The 17195-nt window shown below is 47.6% G+C and carries 16 protein-coding genes; 13 read left to right on the top strand and 3 right to left on the bottom strand.

The features are described from left to right. Nucleotides 1-73 precede the first annotated feature (73 nt). The 5 genes from U1I11_RS15820 to U1I11_RS15800 all read left to right on the top strand — a co-directional run bounded on the left by U1I11_RS15820 (nucleotide 74) and on the right by U1I11_RS15800 (nucleotide 4138). A complete protein-coding gene (locus U1I11_RS15820; protein WP_322907112.1) occupies nucleotides 74-1816 on the top strand; it encodes an ABC-F family ATP-binding cassette domain-containing protein in 1743 nt (580 codons plus the stop codon). Between the two features lie 80 nt (nucleotides 1817-1896). Further along, nucleotides 1897-2040: an NUDIX hydrolase gene (locus tag U1I11_RS15815; protein ID WP_322907111.1), complete on the top strand. Its 144-nt coding sequence runs from the start codon at nucleotides 1897-1899 to the stop codon at nucleotides 2038-2040. Between the two features lie 430 nt (nucleotides 2041-2470). Beyond that, nucleotides 2471-2737, top strand: a complete 267-nt coding sequence (locus U1I11_RS15810) for a SunI/YnzG family protein (protein WP_322907110.1) — start codon at nucleotides 2471-2473, stop codon at nucleotides 2735-2737. A gap of 32 nt (nucleotides 2738-2769) precedes the next feature. Beyond that, nucleotides 2770-3471, top strand: a complete 702-nt coding sequence (locus tag U1I11_RS15805) for an aspartate/glutamate racemase family protein (RefSeq protein WP_322907109.1) — start codon at nucleotides 2770-2772, stop codon at nucleotides 3469-3471. Nucleotides 3472-3730: 259 nt separating this feature from the next. Continuing rightward, nucleotides 3731-4138: a VOC family protein gene (locus tag U1I11_RS15800; protein WP_322907108.1), complete on the top strand. Its 408-nt coding sequence runs from the start codon at nucleotides 3731-3733 to the stop codon at nucleotides 4136-4138. A gap of 150 nt (nucleotides 4139-4288) precedes the next feature. Here the strand turns inward: U1I11_RS15800 and U1I11_RS15795 are convergent, their stop codons facing one another. Continuing rightward, a complete protein-coding gene (locus U1I11_RS15795) occupies nucleotides 4289-4672 on the bottom strand; it encodes a RidA family protein (RefSeq protein ID WP_322907107.1) in 384 nt (127 codons plus the stop codon). Between the two features lie 105 nt (nucleotides 4673-4777). On the opposite strand from U1I11_RS15795, the gene U1I11_RS15790 reads away from it, so the two are divergent. The 3 genes from U1I11_RS15790 to U1I11_RS15780 all read left to right on the top strand — a co-directional run bounded on the left by U1I11_RS15790 (nucleotide 4778) and on the right by U1I11_RS15780 (nucleotide 6998). After that, nucleotides 4778-5113: a winged helix-turn-helix transcriptional regulator gene (locus U1I11_RS15790; protein WP_322907106.1), complete on the top strand. Its 336-nt coding sequence runs from the start codon at nucleotides 4778-4780 to the stop codon at nucleotides 5111-5113. Nucleotides 5114-5234: 121 nt separating this feature from the next. Next, nucleotides 5235-6182 (top strand): helix-turn-helix transcriptional regulator, encoded by a 948-nt coding sequence (locus U1I11_RS15785; RefSeq protein WP_322907105.1) that lies wholly within the window; start codon nucleotides 5235-5237, stop codon nucleotides 6180-6182. Between the two features lie 72 nt (nucleotides 6183-6254). Then, complete coding sequence (locus U1I11_RS15780) at nucleotides 6255-6998, top strand: DinB family protein (protein WP_322907104.1); 744 nt, start codon at nucleotides 6255-6257, stop codon at nucleotides 6996-6998. A 313-nt stretch (nucleotides 6999-7311) separates the two neighbouring features. Here U1I11_RS15780 and U1I11_RS15775 read toward each other — a convergent pair whose 3' ends face one another. Continuing rightward, nucleotides 7312-7692, bottom strand: a complete 381-nt coding sequence (locus U1I11_RS15775; RefSeq protein WP_322907103.1) for a winged helix-turn-helix transcriptional regulator — start codon at nucleotides 7690-7692, stop codon at nucleotides 7312-7314. A gap of 280 nt (nucleotides 7693-7972) precedes the next feature. Here U1I11_RS15775 and U1I11_RS15770 point away from each other — a divergent pair, with 280 nt between their 5' ends. Next, nucleotides 7973-8572: an NAD(P)H oxidoreductase gene (locus tag U1I11_RS15770; protein ID WP_322907102.1), complete on the top strand. Its 600-nt coding sequence runs from the start codon at nucleotides 7973-7975 to the stop codon at nucleotides 8570-8572. 234 nt (nucleotides 8573-8806) lie between these two features. On the opposite strand, the gene U1I11_RS15765 is transcribed toward U1I11_RS15770, so the two are convergent. Then, nucleotides 8807-10159, bottom strand: coding sequence for an MATE family efflux transporter (locus U1I11_RS15765; protein ID WP_322907101.1), 1353 nt, complete (start codon nucleotides 10157-10159; stop codon nucleotides 8807-8809). A 314-nt stretch (nucleotides 10160-10473) separates the two neighbouring features. Here U1I11_RS15765 and U1I11_RS15760 point away from each other — a divergent pair, with 314 nt between their 5' ends. The 4 genes from U1I11_RS15760 (at nucleotide 10474) to U1I11_RS15745 (ending at nucleotide 17033) form a co-directional block, all read left to right on the top strand. Further along, nucleotides 10474-11160 (top strand): TetR/AcrR family transcriptional regulator, encoded by a 687-nt coding sequence (locus U1I11_RS15760; RefSeq protein ID WP_322907100.1) that lies wholly within the window; start codon nucleotides 10474-10476, stop codon nucleotides 11158-11160. A gap of 234 nt (nucleotides 11161-11394) precedes the next feature. Beyond that, the gene (locus U1I11_RS15755) at nucleotides 11395-12747 is read left to right on the top strand and encodes an SMI1/KNR4 family protein (protein WP_322907099.1); all 1353 of its coding nucleotides are present in this window, start codon (nucleotides 11395-11397) and stop codon (nucleotides 12745-12747) included. A gap of 521 nt (nucleotides 12748-13268) precedes the next feature. Next, nucleotides 13269-13772, top strand: coding sequence for an RrF2 family transcriptional regulator (locus tag U1I11_RS15750; protein WP_322907098.1), 504 nt, complete (start codon nucleotides 13269-13271; stop codon nucleotides 13770-13772). 57 nt (nucleotides 13773-13829) lie between these two features. Continuing rightward, nucleotides 13830-17033, top strand: coding sequence for a bifunctional cytochrome P450/NADPH--P450 reductase (locus U1I11_RS15745; RefSeq protein ID WP_322907097.1), 3204 nt, complete (start codon nucleotides 13830-13832; stop codon nucleotides 17031-17033). Nucleotides 17034-17195 lie beyond the last annotated feature (162 nt).

Below are 17195 nucleotides of genomic sequence, written 5' to 3'. Positions count from 1 at the left end.
AAACATAAACCGGATGTTATGCAGCACATCCAAGTATCAACCCCCATTTTAGCTGCAAAGAAAGGTAACACAAATGATCAAAGTGGATAAACTATCCTTCTCTTTTCCGCAGAAGGAATTGTATACAACTATTTCATTTACACTAGAGGAAGGTCAGCATTGCGCCTTTATCGGAACGAGTGGCAGTGGTAAAAGTACGCTGGTCGATATTTTGCTGGAACCTAACAACTATTTGTTCGACGGTAAATTGGAGATCGATCCAGCTTGCACGATCGGGTATGTTAGTCAGTTCTCCCAAATGGACAACACACAAGCGGTTACCGTATTTGATTATATCGGTGAAACGTTTATTAAGCTGCAACATGACATTAACGCCATCTACGCCGAAATGGAAACGACTGACGATATGGAGGCGCTGATGGAGCGGTGCCAATTGGCGCTGGACGCATTCGAGGCGATCGATGGGCATAATTTTGAAAATACGATCAATAAGCAGCTTAATCTTGCTAACTTGATCAAACTGAAAGATACGAACGTATCTTCATTAAGCGGTGGCGAATTCAAATTGATTCAAGTGATGAAAGAAATGCTTAAGCGCCCGGACTTGATCATTATGGACGAACCTGACGTATTTTTGGATTTTGAAAATTTAAATGCGCTCAAAAAGCTAATCAATGCCCACAAAGGCATGTTGCTCGTCGTCACCCATAACCGCTATCTGCTCAATCATTGTTTTAACAAAATTATTCATCTGGAAAACAAAGAGCTGCAACAGTTCGATGGACGATATATCGACTATAATTTCTCGCTGTTACAGACGAAGATTGAGATGCAGGAAATTGCGGTAGCAGAAGCGGAAGAAGTGGAGCGCAATGAAGTCATTATCGACAATCTACGCACGATTGCGACGTACAATTCCGATGAATCCCGCGGCAGAGCGTTAAAAGCGAGAATGAAGCTACAGGAACGCTTGGAAGCGAGTCGTATTAAAGCACCATTCGTACATGTGAAGCAGCCGACGATTCAGTTTGAGTTGGAGCAGCCGTTGGAGCCAGATGCGGTAGTTGTAAGCGTACAGGGCTATGGTGTTACTTTCGATGAACTGTTGCTGGAAAATGTAAGCTTCGAGATTGGAGCGACGGATAAAGTGGCGATTATCGGTGCCAATGGCACCGGCAAAACGACGCTACTGCGTGAAATTGCGCAAAATCGCCATGAAGCGATTGCGATTAATACGGATGCGAAAGTAGCGTATTTGTCACAAATTCAAGACGAAACGCTGCAAAGTTCCAATACGATGCTCAACGAGTTGATCGAAGCTGGCTTCGCAACGTATGATGATGTGCGCGCATACCTGGCTACGTATGGCTTTGAAGGTGAAATTTTGAATCAGCAGATTGAATCGTTGTCTGGTGGTGAGAAAAATATGCTGCAACTGGCGAAAGTGGCTGCCAGTGGAGCGAATCTGTTGCTGCTGGATGAGCCGACGAGTCATCTGGATATTTATACGCAAATGGCTTTAGAGAAAGCGATTGTAGCGTATAAAGGGGCAATTGTGATGATTTCGCATGATTTTTATTCGGTTGTGAACGGGATGGATTATGTGCTAATCATCGATAAGCAGACGATTCGGAAAATGAGCATGCGCAAGTTCAGACAGATGATCTATGCGAGCCATTTTAGTAAAGATTATTTGCAGGCTGAGGAGAAGAAGAAGGCTGTAGAGATGCAGATTGAGCTGGCGTTGCAGGCTGGGGAGTTTGAGAAGGCGAAGGTGTTGGTGGAGGAATTGGAAGGGTTGATTGGGTTGGTGTAGGGGGCTTGAGGTTATCGTCGGCTATGGGATCAAATATATCTCATAGCCGTTTTAACCATTGCCCCAAAGGAGTTCACACTTTGAAACTACGTGCAAATGCTTTAGAAATGGTCATGCATCATCAAAAAACACTCGTGGAACAACAATACGGCAAGTATTCCACTGGCACAGGATTTTATTACAGACCTATCGGTGGCATGATTGAATTTGGAGAGCATTTCTAACAAACGATCGTGAGAGAGTTTCAAGTGGAAATTGGCGTACAAGTGACGAGTCGAAAGTATGTACAATGCCTAGACATTATTTTCCAAATCGACGGTAATATCGGTCATAAAATTACGCAATAAACTCTTTAAACTGAACACACTTTACCATGCTGCAACCTAGACTGGCTTTGGATCAGAATCGCCCATCTGCTCTAAAATCTCCTCCGTCCAATCGATCGTTTGCGGTTTGGTTTGTAACTACAGTTCCGGTCGCTTTTGTAGCAAAAAAGCGAGAATTTCAGCGATATGCTTCGGTCGGGCGAAGTGAAGTTTTTATATGCTTATCTGTCTCCTTTATTTCCGTCTATGTATCGCGCTAAAAATGGATTTTCCTCCCACTTATGCTATCATAAACGTATCCCGTTTTATCCAAAGGAGGAATTCCAACATGCTAGCACTCGACGTAAAGAAAGTAGATCAGGATATCATTATCAAGCACCAACTTACCAAGATTGTCATTCCAGTTGCCGACATCATTAGCGTCTCACTAGATGATACGTATGGTGGCAAAGAAGCGGATGCGATTCGAATCGGTATGCCCTATGGAACGACCGATCGGGTGGCAATTCAGACGAAGCATAGGAACTACATATTGTTCACTACGAATTATACGCAAATTATGAATACGATCAACTCCGCGATTGAAGTTGGATAAATCCCTAAAAAGAAAAGCAAGGAGCGCATGCGATGAAAACGATAGGTTTGATCGGTGGGATGAGCTGGGAATCTTCGATGCTCTATTACCAGATCGTGAACGAAACGGTGAAGCGGCGGCTGGGTGGGCATCATTCGGCTCAATGTTTGATGTATTCGGTAGATTTTCAACAAATTAAAGACCTTCAGCATCGAGGGGATTGGGCAGCGGCGACAGAGATGATGGTGGAAGCGGCGCAAAAGCTGCAAGCCGGTGGAGCAGATATGATTGTCATTTGCACGAATACGATGCATAAAATGGCGGCTGAAGTGATGCAAGCGGTATCGATTCCTTTACTACATATTGCCGATGCGACAGCAAGCCGGATTGTGGCGGATCGTGTGCACAAGGTTGCGTTGTTAGGCACGGCGTTTACGATGGAACAAGATTTTTATAAAGGGCGTCTAGTTGATACATTTGGGCTGGACGTTATCGTTCCCGAGGCGGAGGAGCGTGCGATTGTGCATGATGTAATTTATGAGGAACTATGTCTTGGGATAATCAATGAGTCATCCAAGCAAAAGTATATCGACATTATTGATCGTCTGGTCGATCGGGGAGCGGAAGCGGTCATTTTGGGCTGTACGGAAATTACGATGCTGATCGGTCAAACAGATTGCCGAATTCCGGTGTATGATACGACACGGCTGCATGCGGAGGCGGCGGTTGCGTTTGCGCTGGAACAGACGGATTGAAATGAGGTTATACATTAAACTGTACAGTTGAAGCTTTGTTGAAGCTTGAAGTATGTGAAGTATAAGGAGAGCACACTAATTCAGATTGCTGAAAATAACGAGCAATATTTTTGGAAAAGGTTACTGACATTACGCTGTCAGTAGCCTTTTTTTATAATTGTGTCTGTGGAGAGCAGCACAGGAGTAGCGATATATACTATCTCTACTTTCTCCCTCTACCATTTGCAATTGCATTCATCACAAGGAAGGATGATAGACGTTGAATTTTACTTCTGTACGTGTCATTACAGACGATATCGATCGTCTTGTTTTATTTTATGAAAAATTGTTGAGGGTTGAAGCCGAGCGACTTGCACCTGTATTTGCGGAGCTGGTGTTGCCTGCGTGTACGCTAGCGATTGGGCATTCGCAGACGGCGCAGTTATTTGGTATGGATGCGGTGCAGGCAGCGAGCAATCGTACGGTTATTTTAGAGTTTCGCGTGGACGATGTTGAAGCCGAATATGTACGTTTGCACACATTGGTAGAGCAGTGGCAATGGGTGCAAGAGCCGACCACGATGCCGTGGGGCAATCGCTCCTTGCTTGTTCGCGATCCGGATGGGAATCTGGTGAATTTGTTTGAGCCGGTGACAGAAGAAGCGATGCGGCGGTTTGATGGTAGATAAATAAGCAAGCGATTCAAAACATCGATTCCAGCTTTATGCGCACAGTATAGAATATTCGGACAAAGGAGCAACTGCACTGGCAGTCCTCCTTTGTCAACGATATTCATTCGACGTCTGCGATTCTTTCTACGATCTACTCCTGACTAGCTATTATCCGGTATGCGCAACAGCACGAATCTCGACCAGTTGCTCTGGAAATGCCAAATACGTAACACCGATCATACTGCCTGCTGGACGATGCTCGCCAATGTATGCTTTGAACAGCTCAATCGCCATCTCTCCATGTGCCTGTGCATCGGTTAAATAGAGCTCTACATAGGCTAAGTTGGATTTGGTCACACCGAATTGTTTTAATACGCGATCCAGATTGTGCAGTGTTTGTCGTACTTGTGCTTCAAAATTGTCTGTTCCTACCAATTCGCCGTCTGCATGATGGGAAAATTGACCGGAAATATAAATGGTGTGGTCGACGCGATAGCCCTGAGAAATGCCGTGATCCCATAGGGAGTGGTTATACGTTTGAATCGTTGTCATAAGCGTAGCCCCTTTACTTTGAATTAAGGCTAGTATAAACTGGGCAAAAATGATACGGTAGTACGCACATTAAAGATAGGTACGATCTGAAAGGATAGTGTAACGATGGGCATGATGGACTTAAAAGGGAATGATACAGTTATTGCGGACACGCCATTCGGTTATACGATGTCGGTCATTGGCGGTAAATGGAAGCTGGCGATTGTGTACTTGCTGGCGGCGCGGCAACCGGTTCGTTTTAATGAGATGCAGCGCCAGCTAGGGAAGATTACGTATAAAGTACTGAGTGCACAACTGAAGGAGCTAGAAGCAGACGGACTGGTAAAGCGTACGGAGTATCCGCAAATTCCGCCTAAAGTAGAATACTCGCTCACACCGAGGGCAGAAACGCTGCTGCCTGTGCTGGAACAGTTATGTGAATGGGGGGCAAACAATCGATGACGTGTTGATGACGGTTCGAAGCGTACTATGAAGCGTACTATATGGAAGCCACTACCGAAACTCCATCAGCATCATATACGGTACAACGGTCATGCGCTCATACCGAAAGGATGAACACTATATGAACAAAACAGACCGGATGCTGGCGATCGTCATTGAGCTACAACGCTATGGCATGCGGCGAGCGGAAGATTTGGCAATGCAGTTTGAAACGAGTGTGCGCACGATTTATCGGGATGTGCAGGCGCTGAGTGAGGCGGGCATTCCTGTAATCGGTGCGCCGGGGATAGGGTATTCGCTGCTGGACGGGTATTTTCTGCCTCCGGTTAGTTTTACGGCGGAAGAAGCGGTGACGTTGCTCGTTGGTGCGGACTTTGTGCATATGCTACTGGATGCGGAATATGGGACGAAGGCGCGTCATGCGCAGAAGAAGATTGAAGCGATTTTAACGAAGCCGGTGCAGGACGAAGCGACGCGGGTACGCTCAGCGATTCGCTTGCTGCATGAGCGCATGGCAGGCACGACTGCACTAGACAAGGAGCGAATGGAGCCGCTGCGACGAGCGATTTTACATAAGCAAAGCGTACATTTTCATTATTTTAAAAGTTTATCTGAACCGGAGCAGTCACGGCATAGTGTACGCACGGTTGATCCGTATGGGTTGGTATTTACACAGGTGGCATGGATGTTAGTTGCCTTTTGCCATGAGCGGCAGGCGATTCGGCATTTTCGGCTATCACGTATGCGAGAGTTGACAGTGTTGGAGCAGACGTTTGAGGTGCAACCGGGTTTTGATCTGCATGCACGCAAATCGCTAGATGATCGTCATGTGCTCGTACAAATGCGCTTCGAAGCGTCTGTCGGAGCACAGGTGCAGGAGACCGGAAATTTCTATATGGAATCACTGGAACCTGATGACGACGGCTGGCTAGTGACGTTTCGGGTGCGACGCATCGAGGAGTTAGTACAATGGACGCTAAGCTGGGGAGCGGCTGTCGAAGTATTAGAGCCGGAATCGCTTCGCCAGCGACTGCGTGCAGAAGTTGAAAAGATGCATAAACGCTACTGACATAATGCTGTCAGTAGCGTTTTGTTATGCTGAATCCATCTTCCATATTGCCTATAAGGAGCTGGTTAAGCAATGAATAAAACGAAACAGGTAGCTGTCCATGAAGTATTACGCCGTTTGGAGCAAACGGTGAATGATTATGTGGAAACGTTGGAGCGTGTATCGCTAGCGCAATTGCTATGGAAACCTGCCGTAGATGAATGGTCGCTTGGTCAGATGCTAATGCATCTTATTCAATCTGCACAGGGAATGCAATTGGCTCATGTTCGGCATTGTTTGGCGGTAGCGGGGATGTATGTAACTGAAGCCGATTATGCCAAGATAGCAGCGGAGCATGCAACACGTATAGCAAATGTGCCAAAAACGCTGCAAGGTGAAGCATTATTTCAATATGGCAGTTTTCCCGCAGAGCGTATTCAAGTGCCGCCATCGCCGCAATATACGCCACTACAGCCGGACAATAAGCAGCAACTGATAAATGGGTTGCAGGAAACAGTTCGTCAGATGGTTGAAGTGGCGCCAGTTGTGACGGATGTGCGTGCACAGTGGCTGGCAAGATCAGCGGTGAATGGATGGGAAATCGACAGTATGGATGGCGAGGCAATAGATACTCTAGAGCAGAGGAAGTCAGCGTATGTTGAACAACATAGCGAAAGCTGTGCTGAACGTGCTGAGCTATCGCTACCAACTGCTACGCATCCGCGCTTAGGTGGACTGAACGCATGGGAATGGTTTTGGCTGGTAGAGATGCATTATCGTCATCATTTACATCAGCAACAGCGGTTGGAGGATAGCTGGAGGCAAGCGCATGCTTAAAGCGGACAAAGCCGTAAGAGATGCCGATACGTGTGAAGCGGATCAACATGCAAAAGATAGGAGCATGTATAAAGTTGATAAGCATGTGGATGTCAACATTAGGTGCAATAAGACATGCATGTGTAACGGCATTTGCATAATTACATCACCATCCTATTGGAACCGTGTCGTTTCACAAGCTCATGTACAGCGTGGGGTTGCAGGCAGATTTGCACAATTATGCTACGGTAAAGCGGCGCTTTTGCGTAAAATGAAGCAGGGCGATTGATTTGTGTATTATTTGCCGCGCACTGTGTTAAATAAAAAGGAATGCTCAAAATTTGTCCAACACTTTGGACTTATCTCCGTATACTTTATCCAGATGCTGTTCTCCCCAATAACAGAGCAAATCGAGTGCAGGCTTGAGTCCTCGTCCATATGCTGTCAGTTCGTAATCGACGCGGGGCGGGATTTCACCGTATACGTTGCGTAAAATAATATCGTCTTTTTCAAGCGCTCTGAGCTGGGTCGTTAGCATCTTTTGCGTAATTTCCGGAATAAGGCGGCGCAGCTCGGATGTGCGTTTGGAGCCGTTGATGAGATGGTAAATAATTAGCGGTTTCCATTTGCCGCCCATGACTTCGAGTGCAGCTTCAACGCCGACTTTGTACTTTTTGATAGGCTGCTGGTCATTTGGCTCGGTGTGGTCGGTCATAGTTAATTCCTCCTTTGCCAAGATTGGATATGGAGAGCGTATCGTTTGCCCTCGTACGGAACGAGGCGAGCGCTAGTGATGATCGATAGATGCGGATCGATTTGTGCGCTGCTCCTCGTCGCCACAATGCAAGTACTTGGATGTTCCTAACGTACATAAACGTGCCTATGGCACATCAAAGTGCGTACTTCCGCGTGTCTGTAACCATGTTTATAATAGCATCAGACACAGGGGAATGACTACTCTGCATATCCATTACAAAGCGAGGAATGATAACGCTATGAACGTATTGATTGTAGTTTCGCATCCAAGACCGGATTCATTGACTTTTCAAGCGGCAAACCGTTTGGCACAGGGACTGACAGACGCCGGGCATACGTATGAGCTATTGGATTTGCATGCGCTTGGTTTTGATCCGATTTTGCGGGGGATCGATGAGCCGGATATGACGGTGCAGCAGCAAACGTTTTCGCCGGAAGTGCAGCGGGAGATGCAGCGCCTCCAACAGCATGATGCGGTAGCGTTTGTATTTCCGCTCTGGTGGTGGCATTTGCCAGCAATGCTGAAAGGGTATATCGATCGGGTGATGAATAATGGTTTTGCTTATGGCGCCAATCAGCTTCATTTGCAGCAAGTTTTGTGGCTGACGCTGACAGGTGTATCACAGGCGCAGATGGATAAGCGCAATTACAGGGAAGCGATTACGCATTTGCTTAATGTTGGCATTGCCGATTATTGCGGAGTATCCAACTCCAAAGTGGAATTTTTGTATGAGACAGGCGGAATGGAGCCGGCACATTATGAGCGCTTGTTAGAACAGGCGTATCGCGCCGGGCTAGAATATGCGCAGGAGCCGGTGCGGGTGGAGGAGCGGCAGTAATAGCGCAGCAGTAAGTAGATGGGAGAGCTGTAAAAGTTCGAATCATCGTACTCATTTTGAGTAGCCTAAGTTAAATTAGACTGCTACACATGAATAAAACGATAGCAGCATGAATTATAAGCGATAGATAACAATAACAGCCCGCCAAATGAGAAGTTTGGTGGGCTTTATGCTTATATGCGCACAAATGGAAATGTACTTTTTTAGAACACGATCTTACTACATCAGATGATGTTATTGCACTAAACTTTCCACATCCGGCTGTAGTCGATGCCGCAAGCTGTACAACAGCCCCGCGCCAACGAGAAATGCTACCGTATCGGCGATGACAAGCGACCAGACGACACCGTGGAAGCCGTTTAGCTGATTGGCTACAAACAGCACCGGAATAAGCGTTACCCCTTGAATGACCGACATGATCAATGCCGCCGTACCTTGCCCGGTCGCCTGGAAAATGCCCATAAACAACGTCGTTATCCCGGTAATGAACAGCGATAGAAAGGTTACATGCAAAATATAACTGCCCATCATAATCAACTGTGGATCGCTCGTAAACAACCCGATCAGATGATCCGCTACGAGGTAGACGACGATACCAAACACGATCGCAAGCGTCACGATCGTTTTAATCGTAAAATGAATCGTCTGCTTCATCCGCACGATGTTGGCAGTGAATGAAAAGGCGATTAATGGCACGACCCCTTCACATAACCCCATTAGCACAAACTCTGGAAATTGCATCAGGCGCGATGAAATGCCATACGCCGCCACCGCCCGATCGCCATATTCAATCAGAAAATAGTTAAACATGAGCGACATCGCCCCCAAGAAAACGCTCATAACAAACACCGGTGTGCCGATTTTGCATACATTGCTCATTATTTCCTTGCTCGCTTTAAATGAGCGAATCGAGATGGTCAGAAACTGACTGCGGTAACCGAGATGGTACGTGTACAAAGCGCTGCCGATCAAATTGGAGGCAGCCGTCGCCGTCGCCACACCGATTACGCCCCAATGCAGCACGAAGATGGCAACCGCATCGAGCAATACGTTCATGATCACACTCACAATCATGCCCACCATCGAGGTAATTGCTGAGCCTTCAGAACGCACGATATTTTCAAGGCTAAAAAATAAGATTACAAATGGCGAGCTGAGCAGCATAACCGTTACATATTGTTTCGTATAACCAAATGATTCTGGCGTAGCGCCGAGGCTGGCGACAATGTTGTTAATAAGCGGTAAGCCTGCCAATATGACGAGCATGCCCAGCAGCAAGCTGCTATAAAAAGCGAATGAGGAGACATGCTTTACATCTTCATATCGTTTTTCGCCGAGCAGACGGGAAATAAACGTACCGCCGCCCATACCGATCAAATTGCCAAGTGCCATAATGACAGCCAGCAACGGTAATGTTAGCGCAAGTGCGGTTAGCATCGCGGTGTTGTGCAGCGTGCCGAGAAAGTAGGCGTTTAAGATTGAATAAATGACACTCATCGATGTGCCGAGCATAATCGGGAGCGCAAAATAGGCGACAGATCGGGCAATCGGAGCTTTTTCAAAATAATGCAAGTTGGCGGTATCCATCGTATCACTGCTTTCTGTTGGTAATGTGAAGCATCGCGTATAAAGTGACCCAAGTGACGGTAAGTGTTCATAAAGCTATGAAAGAAATGGCTCGTTATGAAGCGGATGTAGAGGGATGCAGCTACATAAACTGTCACGCTAATGTATCGCTGCAATCGCTTCATAATTGACAACAGTAATAAAAACGATCATTCGATGCTAATCTAACACTGTTAGTTTGTGCCTTACAGTGTTAGATGTTATCATGAGCATAGCCAAATGTAAAGTATAAACTTACAGTGTTAGATAAAATGCAAATTAAAGGATGAGCCCGTATGAAAAAACAACAGCCTCAAATTTCGGAGGAAAAGATTTTGGAAGCATCCTGGGAGCTGCTCGGTACAGATGGGATCGAAAAATTAAGTATGCGGCGCCTTGCCGAGCGGCTTGGTATTCAGGCACCTTCGCTGTATTGGCATTTTAAAAGCAAACAGCATTTGTATCAGGGACTGGCGAGTCAAGTGTCCAAAACGATTGTGGAACAATGTAGCGGCAATGGCGATTGGAAGGATCGATTAAGCGAGCTGGCAATCACGATGCGGCAGGTGCTGAATCGTTATCCATGCTCAGCGCAGATCATGATGATGACGATGCCGTCCGATCCGGACATTATTCGGTTTATGAACTATATGTTAGGTTGCGTAGAGGATACGCCGCTGGAAGCGGAACAAAAAATGCAAGTGGTGACGACGCTGCTAAATTATGTACTCTTTTTCGTGATGGATCATTACCAGCATATGCGTGCGGTCGAAGCGATTCCCGAGCAGCAGCACTCCACATTGGAGCAGGAATTGCTACACACGATGGATACGATGCGTGTAGAAGATAGCTTTTTGTTTCGGCGTATGTTTACGGATCAATTGTTTGAGCTGATGGGTTCGGATCAGTCGTTTGCATTTGGTTTGCGTGTCGTTTTGTTAGGGATTGAGCAAGTGGTTGCGGAGCAGGGGCAGCAGCAGTGACATGGTGAACTAGTGTTGGGCGTATTTTCAAACTGTTTTACAGACAACTTGATGGGGTTGGTGTTTATTAGGCTATGCTGTTTTGTAACTCATTTCATTTTTGAAACGTAATGATGTTGATCGATGAAATGACGAGGGTTTGAAGGCACTGCCTAGTGGAGCAGAATCAAGATGCGGAATCATGACAAATTGCTGGATGTATAAAATAGTTCAGCGATCAAAGGAGCGATTCGGATGACTACGAACGATATGGCGACTCGGCTTGCAGCGATTCAGCGTAAATTGGAGCAGGTTAAAGCGAACGACACCGAGTTTACGGAATTCGGTTCCGCTTCGCATCAATATACGATGCAACCGCCGCTGGAGCGAGCGGAATTGGAACGGTGGCAGGCTATGCACGGCATAACGCTACCGGAACCGTTTGCCTGTTTTTTGCTGACGATTGGTAATGGTGGAGCCGGGCCGTATTATGGCATCTATACGCTCGCTCAAGCGACTGCTTATACCGAACCGGACGCATTATCTTTGCCGGCTATATTGCGTCCGCGGATGCCCAAAGCGGAATGGAATGAGTTGATTGCCCCGCTCATCGCGGATGATAACATTTCCGATGAGCAATACGAACAGGTGAAAAGTGAGCGATTAGGCGGTATGCTGTGCATCGGTACACAAGGGTGCGATTATGATATGTATCTCGTGCTGGACGGGCAATATCGTGGTAGATTGGTGTATACGAACGATTTTTATGAGGATACTCCATTTTTCTTTGTATATGACGATCATTTTGTGGACTGGTATGAACGCTGGTTGGATGAAATTATACTCGATTATGATCGCAGTTGGTTTGGTAGCCGGATGCCTGGGGATGAAGCAACATTGTTAGCGGCGTATGAACAGACGACAGATACGGCTATGCAAGCTGAAGTGCTGGATGCGCTGTTTAAATTTAAAATGATATCGGCGGACGGATTAGCATTTTTGCATACGCTGGCAGTGCGTGATGCTGCTTATGATGCGGCAGTCCGTCAGCAGCGTTTAATTGCCATTCGTTTAATTTGTAAAAGTGCGCCGCCGCAAGGTAAGCCTTATGTCATTGCATTGTTACAGTCCGATGATGCGGATGAGCTGCTGAGCGGTTTGCAGATCGTCTATCATACGCGTGAACGCTGGAATACAGCGGAGTTTGTGCCGATTATTGTGCAGCAACTGCACCGAATCGATAACGCGGAAGCGCTACGTTATGCAGGGTACAGTCTGGATGGACAAGCAGGCGTAATGTTGCGCGATTTCTCCACTGCATTGCTTAGTCGGGATGAACAGTTACAGTTGGCGGCGATTTATGCGACCAAAGATTGTCCTGACAAACTTGCTGACATCCAGCTAGTGGAGCAACTATTGGCTGACGCTTCGCCACAGATTCGGCACCAAATTGTGCTATATTGGGGCATGATTGCCGATGAACGTTTACTGCCGTATTATGCCGAGCTGTGGCAGCAGTATCGGAATCAGCCGACAGTTAGCGAGAAATTGCAGCACGGATTGCAGCAGCTTGGCTTGCCGGCGGATTATTGGGAGCGTCAGCGTTAATTTTGCATAGACGGCTTGTAACATATCGATCGCAAATGAAGGCATATACGCTAACGGATCGCTGCGAATCGTGCAAGCTGTTATGCTCGTTGATCTGCTTGAAAGATCGCTGCGAATCCGTATGTTATTTGCGTAAAAGATAACAGAAAGTACGCTCTCCAATGTGCTATCATCTGCTCTTATAGTCTGTAGGATAATATGAAGGGTGGAAAATATAGCCGATCAGTGAGCGTATACGCTGTATAGCCTGTTCGTACATTATCCGCAAACATAACAGATGTAAACGAACCTTTTCCCGGCAGTCTGGCTGGGGAAAGGTTATTTAGCATGCAGTTTACGTCAACGGGTTACTGAGGCGTAAACTTGAAATGTAGGTTGGGAGAGATTTACAATAGATATACGACATCATTGTGGATATGAAATGTCCAGTTTGAAATGATGGATGATGAGCTGTCATAGATTCGTAATTCATTCGTTTGATCGTATGGTCAAATGAAGTGCGCAATAAGGAGGTTGAGCATTTGAAATTTAATCCGAGCTTGGAGCAGGCGATCTGTTTACTCGTTTTGCTCGCTACACAGCAGCCGGGTGTGCCATTATCCTCGGATCGGGCGAGCGATATTCTTGGTGTATCCCGTTCTTATTTTCGCAAAATTACGCGCAAGTTAGTGTTGCAAGGCATCGTCCGTTCAGCACCTGGTAATAATGGCGGGCTATCGCTTGGACGGGCGCCTGCTGAAATTACGTTGTTACATGTGATCGAAGCGATGGAAGGTGAGCTGTCATTGTATGCAGATGGTGGCGTGATGCGCAATATTTTTCAAGATGGTACGTATGTGGAGCGCGGCGTCGAGCTGCTAAATGATGTGTTCGCTGGTGCGGATGGGCTGCTCAAGCAGTATTTTTCCGGTTTTACACTAGCGAGCATGATGGAGCAATCGATGGGCAACGACCATTCTACACTGAATTGGAATACGACCACACTGCGCGAGTGGCTGAACAATGCAGGCATTCGCTTGTCTTAATGGATCGGTAAACTAACACTGACATATATGCATCATTAATCGGGAGGTACGAACAACATGGAAAAAAATACATCGATTCCGCAATCCAAAACGTATGGGCCGCTGGGCAGTATTCCGCTTATTGATCGTGATACCCCTTCAATTTCGCTCGGTGAGCTGGCGCATCAGTATGGGCCGATTTATCGGTTTGAGCATATGGGTGGGCATTCCGTCCTGATTGTGACAGGGCAGGAGCTGATGAAAGAGCTTGAGGATGAGCAGCGTTTTGATAAAAGTATCGGCGGCTCATTGGAAAAAGTACGTGATTTTACCGGCGATGGGCTGTTTACAAGTCGTACGGACGAACCGAACTGGCGTAAGGCACACAGCATTTTGATGCCTGCGTTCAGTCAGCAGGCGATGAAAGGCTATCATAGTATGATGGCGGATATCGCGCTGCAACTTGTGCAAAAATGGGCAAGGCTAAACCCGGATGAAGCGGTTAATGTGCCGGAAGATATGACACGGTTAACGCTCGATACGATCGGTCTGTGCGGGTTTAATTATCGGTTTAATAGCTTTTACCGTGAGGAAGCGAATCCGTTTATTCAAAGTATGGTGCGTGCGCTCGATGAAGCGATGCATGCAACGACCCGTTCACCGCTGCAAAGCAAGCTGATGGTCGCTAAACGCAAACAATACAAGCATGATATCGAATCGATGTTTTCGCTCGTCGACAAAATTGTTGCCGATCGTCAGCAGCAGGGCGATCACGGCGAAACCGATCTGCTCGCACGGATGCTCAATGTGGCTGATCCGGAAACCGGCGAGACGCTCGATAATGAAAATATTCGCTACCAGATGATTACGTTTCTAATTGCCGGGCATGAAACGACGAGTGGATTGCTGTCATTTGCGACCTATTTTCTGCTGAAAAATCCGGCTGCACTTGCCAAAGCAAGAGAGGAAGCGGAACGTGTCATCACCGGCGATGTACCGACGTATCAGGAAGTGTTGCAATTACCGTATATCCGTATGGTGCTGAACGAATCGTTGCGGTTATGGCCAACAGCGCCAGGTATCGGTCTGTATGCCAAAGAAGATACAATTATCGGCGGCAAATATGCGATTGCCAAAGGCGATGAAATTCGCGTCATTTTGCCGGAGCTGCATCGTGACCGGGAAGCATGGGGCGATGATGTCGAACAGTTCAAACCGGAGCGTTTCGCTGATCCGGCTAAAGTGCCAAGTCATGCGTACAAGCCGTTTGGCAACGGGCAACGTGCATGTATCGGGATGCAGTTTGCACTGCATGAAGCGGTGCTCGTGCTGGGGATGATATTGAAGCATTTTGAGCTGGCGTTTAACGGCAATTATGAGCTGAAGATCAAACAGACGCTCACGCTCAAACCGGATCGATTTACGATTAAAGTCAAATTGCGCAGCGATCATCTGCCAGCGTTTGGAGGTGCCGAAGCCAATGTAGCGGCTACCGCAATAGGCACAGACAAGCAGCAGAGCGTTACAGCGGAACGAGTAGGTGCGTTAAGCGGACTCAATGATCGACCACTGTTAGTACTGTACGGCTCCAATATGGGCACATCAGAGTCGATTGCCCGTTCGCTCGCAGACACCGCCAGTTTGCACGGGGTGCGCAGCGAGGTGGCAGCGCTCAATGATCGTGTTGGCAATTTGCCGCGCGAAGGTGCGTTGCTAATCGTCGCTTCATCGTACAATGGCAAGCCGACGACCAATGCCGTACAGTTTCTGCAATGGCTTGACAATGCAGATGAGGGCGAGTTGGAAGGTGTTACTTATGCCGTATTCGGCTGTGGTGATCATAACTGGGCGAGCACGTATCAGCAGGTGCCACGTATGATCGACGAGCAGATGGAGCAAAAGGGTGCGAAACGCTTTTCCGCTCGCGGTGAAGGCGATGCTAGCGGTGATTTTGAAAAGCAATTGGACGATTGGAAGCAAACGATGTGGGCGGATGCAATCGAAGCGTTTGGGCTGCGATTTAACCGGGATGCCGAGCAGGAACGCGCTGCGCTTAGCTTGCAGTTTGTGAGCAATGTGGCGGAGACGCCGCTCGCTTCGTCGTATGAAGCGGTGTATGCTACTGTGCTGGACAATCGTGAATTGCAGCAAGCGGGCAGCGGACGAAGTACACGCCATATTGAGCTACAGTTGCCGGATGATATGGAATACCATGAAGGCGATCATCTGGGCGTGCTGCCGCACAATCCGGCAGAGCTAGTACAGCGTGCGCTGCGGCGCTTCGGGTTGCAAGCGAGCGATCAGGTCGTGTTGACCGCCAGCGGCTGGAGTGCAGGCCATTTGCCGCTGGATCGTCCGGTACGTTTGCAGGAGCTGCTCACATCAAGCGTTGAATTGCAGGAACCCGCTAGCCGGGCGCAATTGCGTGAATTAGCAGCTTACACCGTCTGTCCGCCGCATAAACGCGAGCTGGAGCAATTGCTGCAAGAAGAACAATATTATAGCGAAGTGCTGTACAAACGGGTAACGATGCTTGATTTGCTGGAAAAATATATGGCGTGCGAAATGCCGTTTGAACGCTTTTTGGAGTTGTTGCCTGCATTGAAGCCACGTTACTATTCGATTTCCAGTTCACCAAAACAAACGCCGGAGCGGGTGAGCATTACGGTCGCTGTCGTAAATGCACCTGCCCGCAATGGATCAGGCACATACAAAGGTATCGCCTCCAATTATCTTGCTGAACGCACGCCGCAGGAGCAAATTCTCGTGTTTGTACGCACACCAGAATCCGGTTTCCAATTGCCGCAAGACCCGCAGGTGCCGCTCGTAATGGTAGGACCGGGTACAGGGGTAGCACCGTTCCGTGGTTTCCTGCAAGCGCGAGCCGCTTTGCAGCAGCAAGGGCAAGAGCTGGGCGAAGCGCATCTGTATTTTGGCTGCCGAAATGCGGCGGATTTCCTGTATCGCGACGAATTGGAGCACTATGCACAACAGGGCATCGTCAGCTTGCATACCGCTTTTTCACGTGAAACGCCAGAGCAGAAAACGTATGTACAACATCTAATGGCGCAAAATGCTGAGCAAATTATGGATGTGCTGCACGAGCGCGGCGGAATGTTGTACATTTGCGGAGACGGCACACGTATGGCACCCGATGTGGAACAAGCGCTACGAACCGCTTATCAGTCGCGTTATGGCAAAGATGAGCAAGAAGCTGCGGTTTGGCTGGATAGGCTACAACAGCAGGGGCGGTATGCTAAAGATGTGTGGGCTGGCGTGTAATTGGGCTGAGGCTACGTATTCTAGATGTAGATTAGATTAATATGAATAATGAAGCAAACCCCATAGAAACAATCATATATGTACAACAGATATGTACAACAGGGAGTCGTAAGTTTGCGGCTCTCTGTTGTCTTTTGTATGCCTGGTATTGTTTTGCCAAAG

Source organism: Paenibacillus campi (assembly GCF_034659835.1).
Classification (GTDB): domain Bacteria; phylum Bacillota; class Bacilli; order Paenibacillales; family Paenibacillaceae; genus Saccharibacillus; species Saccharibacillus campi.
The sequence above is the reverse complement of the archived record's forward strand: the minus strand, read 5'-3'. Positions and strand labels throughout refer to the sequence as shown.

Coding starts and splice junctions, on each gene's coding strand:
- U1I11_RS15785 (WP_322907105.1), top strand. CDS start 5,235: ATGAACAAAACAGACCGGATGCTGGCGATCGTCATTGAGCTACAACGC.
- U1I11_RS15770 (WP_322907102.1), top strand. CDS start 7,973: ATGAACGTATTGATTGTAGTTTCGCATCCAAGACCGGATTCATTGACT.
- U1I11_RS15765 (WP_322907101.1), bottom strand. CDS start 10,159: ATGGATACCGCCAACTTGCATTATTTTGAAAAAGCTCCGATTGCCCGA.
- U1I11_RS15795 (WP_322907107.1), bottom strand. CDS start 4,672: ATGACAACGATTCAAACGTATAACCACTCCCTATGGGATCACGGCATT.
- U1I11_RS15780 (WP_322907104.1), top strand. CDS start 6,255: ATGAATAAAACGAAACAGGTAGCTGTCCATGAAGTATTACGCCGTTTG.
- U1I11_RS15755 (WP_322907099.1), top strand. CDS start 11,395: ATGACTACGAACGATATGGCGACTCGGCTTGCAGCGATTCAGCGTAAA.
- U1I11_RS15760 (WP_322907100.1), top strand. CDS start 10,474: ATGAAAAAACAACAGCCTCAAATTTCGGAGGAAAAGATTTTGGAAGCA.
- U1I11_RS15790 (WP_322907106.1), top strand. CDS start 4,778: ATGGGCATGATGGACTTAAAAGGGAATGATACAGTTATTGCGGACACG.
- U1I11_RS15745 (WP_322907097.1), top strand. CDS start 13,830: ATGGAAAAAAATACATCGATTCCGCAATCCAAAACGTATGGGCCGCTG.
- U1I11_RS15810 (WP_322907110.1), top strand. CDS start 2,471: ATGCTAGCACTCGACGTAAAGAAAGTAGATCAGGATATCATTATCAAG.
- U1I11_RS15805 (WP_322907109.1), top strand. CDS start 2,770: ATGAAAACGATAGGTTTGATCGGTGGGATGAGCTGGGAATCTTCGATG.
- U1I11_RS15820 (WP_322907112.1), top strand. CDS start 74: ATGATCAAAGTGGATAAACTATCCTTCTCTTTTCCGCAGAAGGAATTG.
- U1I11_RS15775 (WP_322907103.1), bottom strand. CDS start 7,692: ATGACCGACCACACCGAGCCAAATGACCAGCAGCCTATCAAAAAGTAC.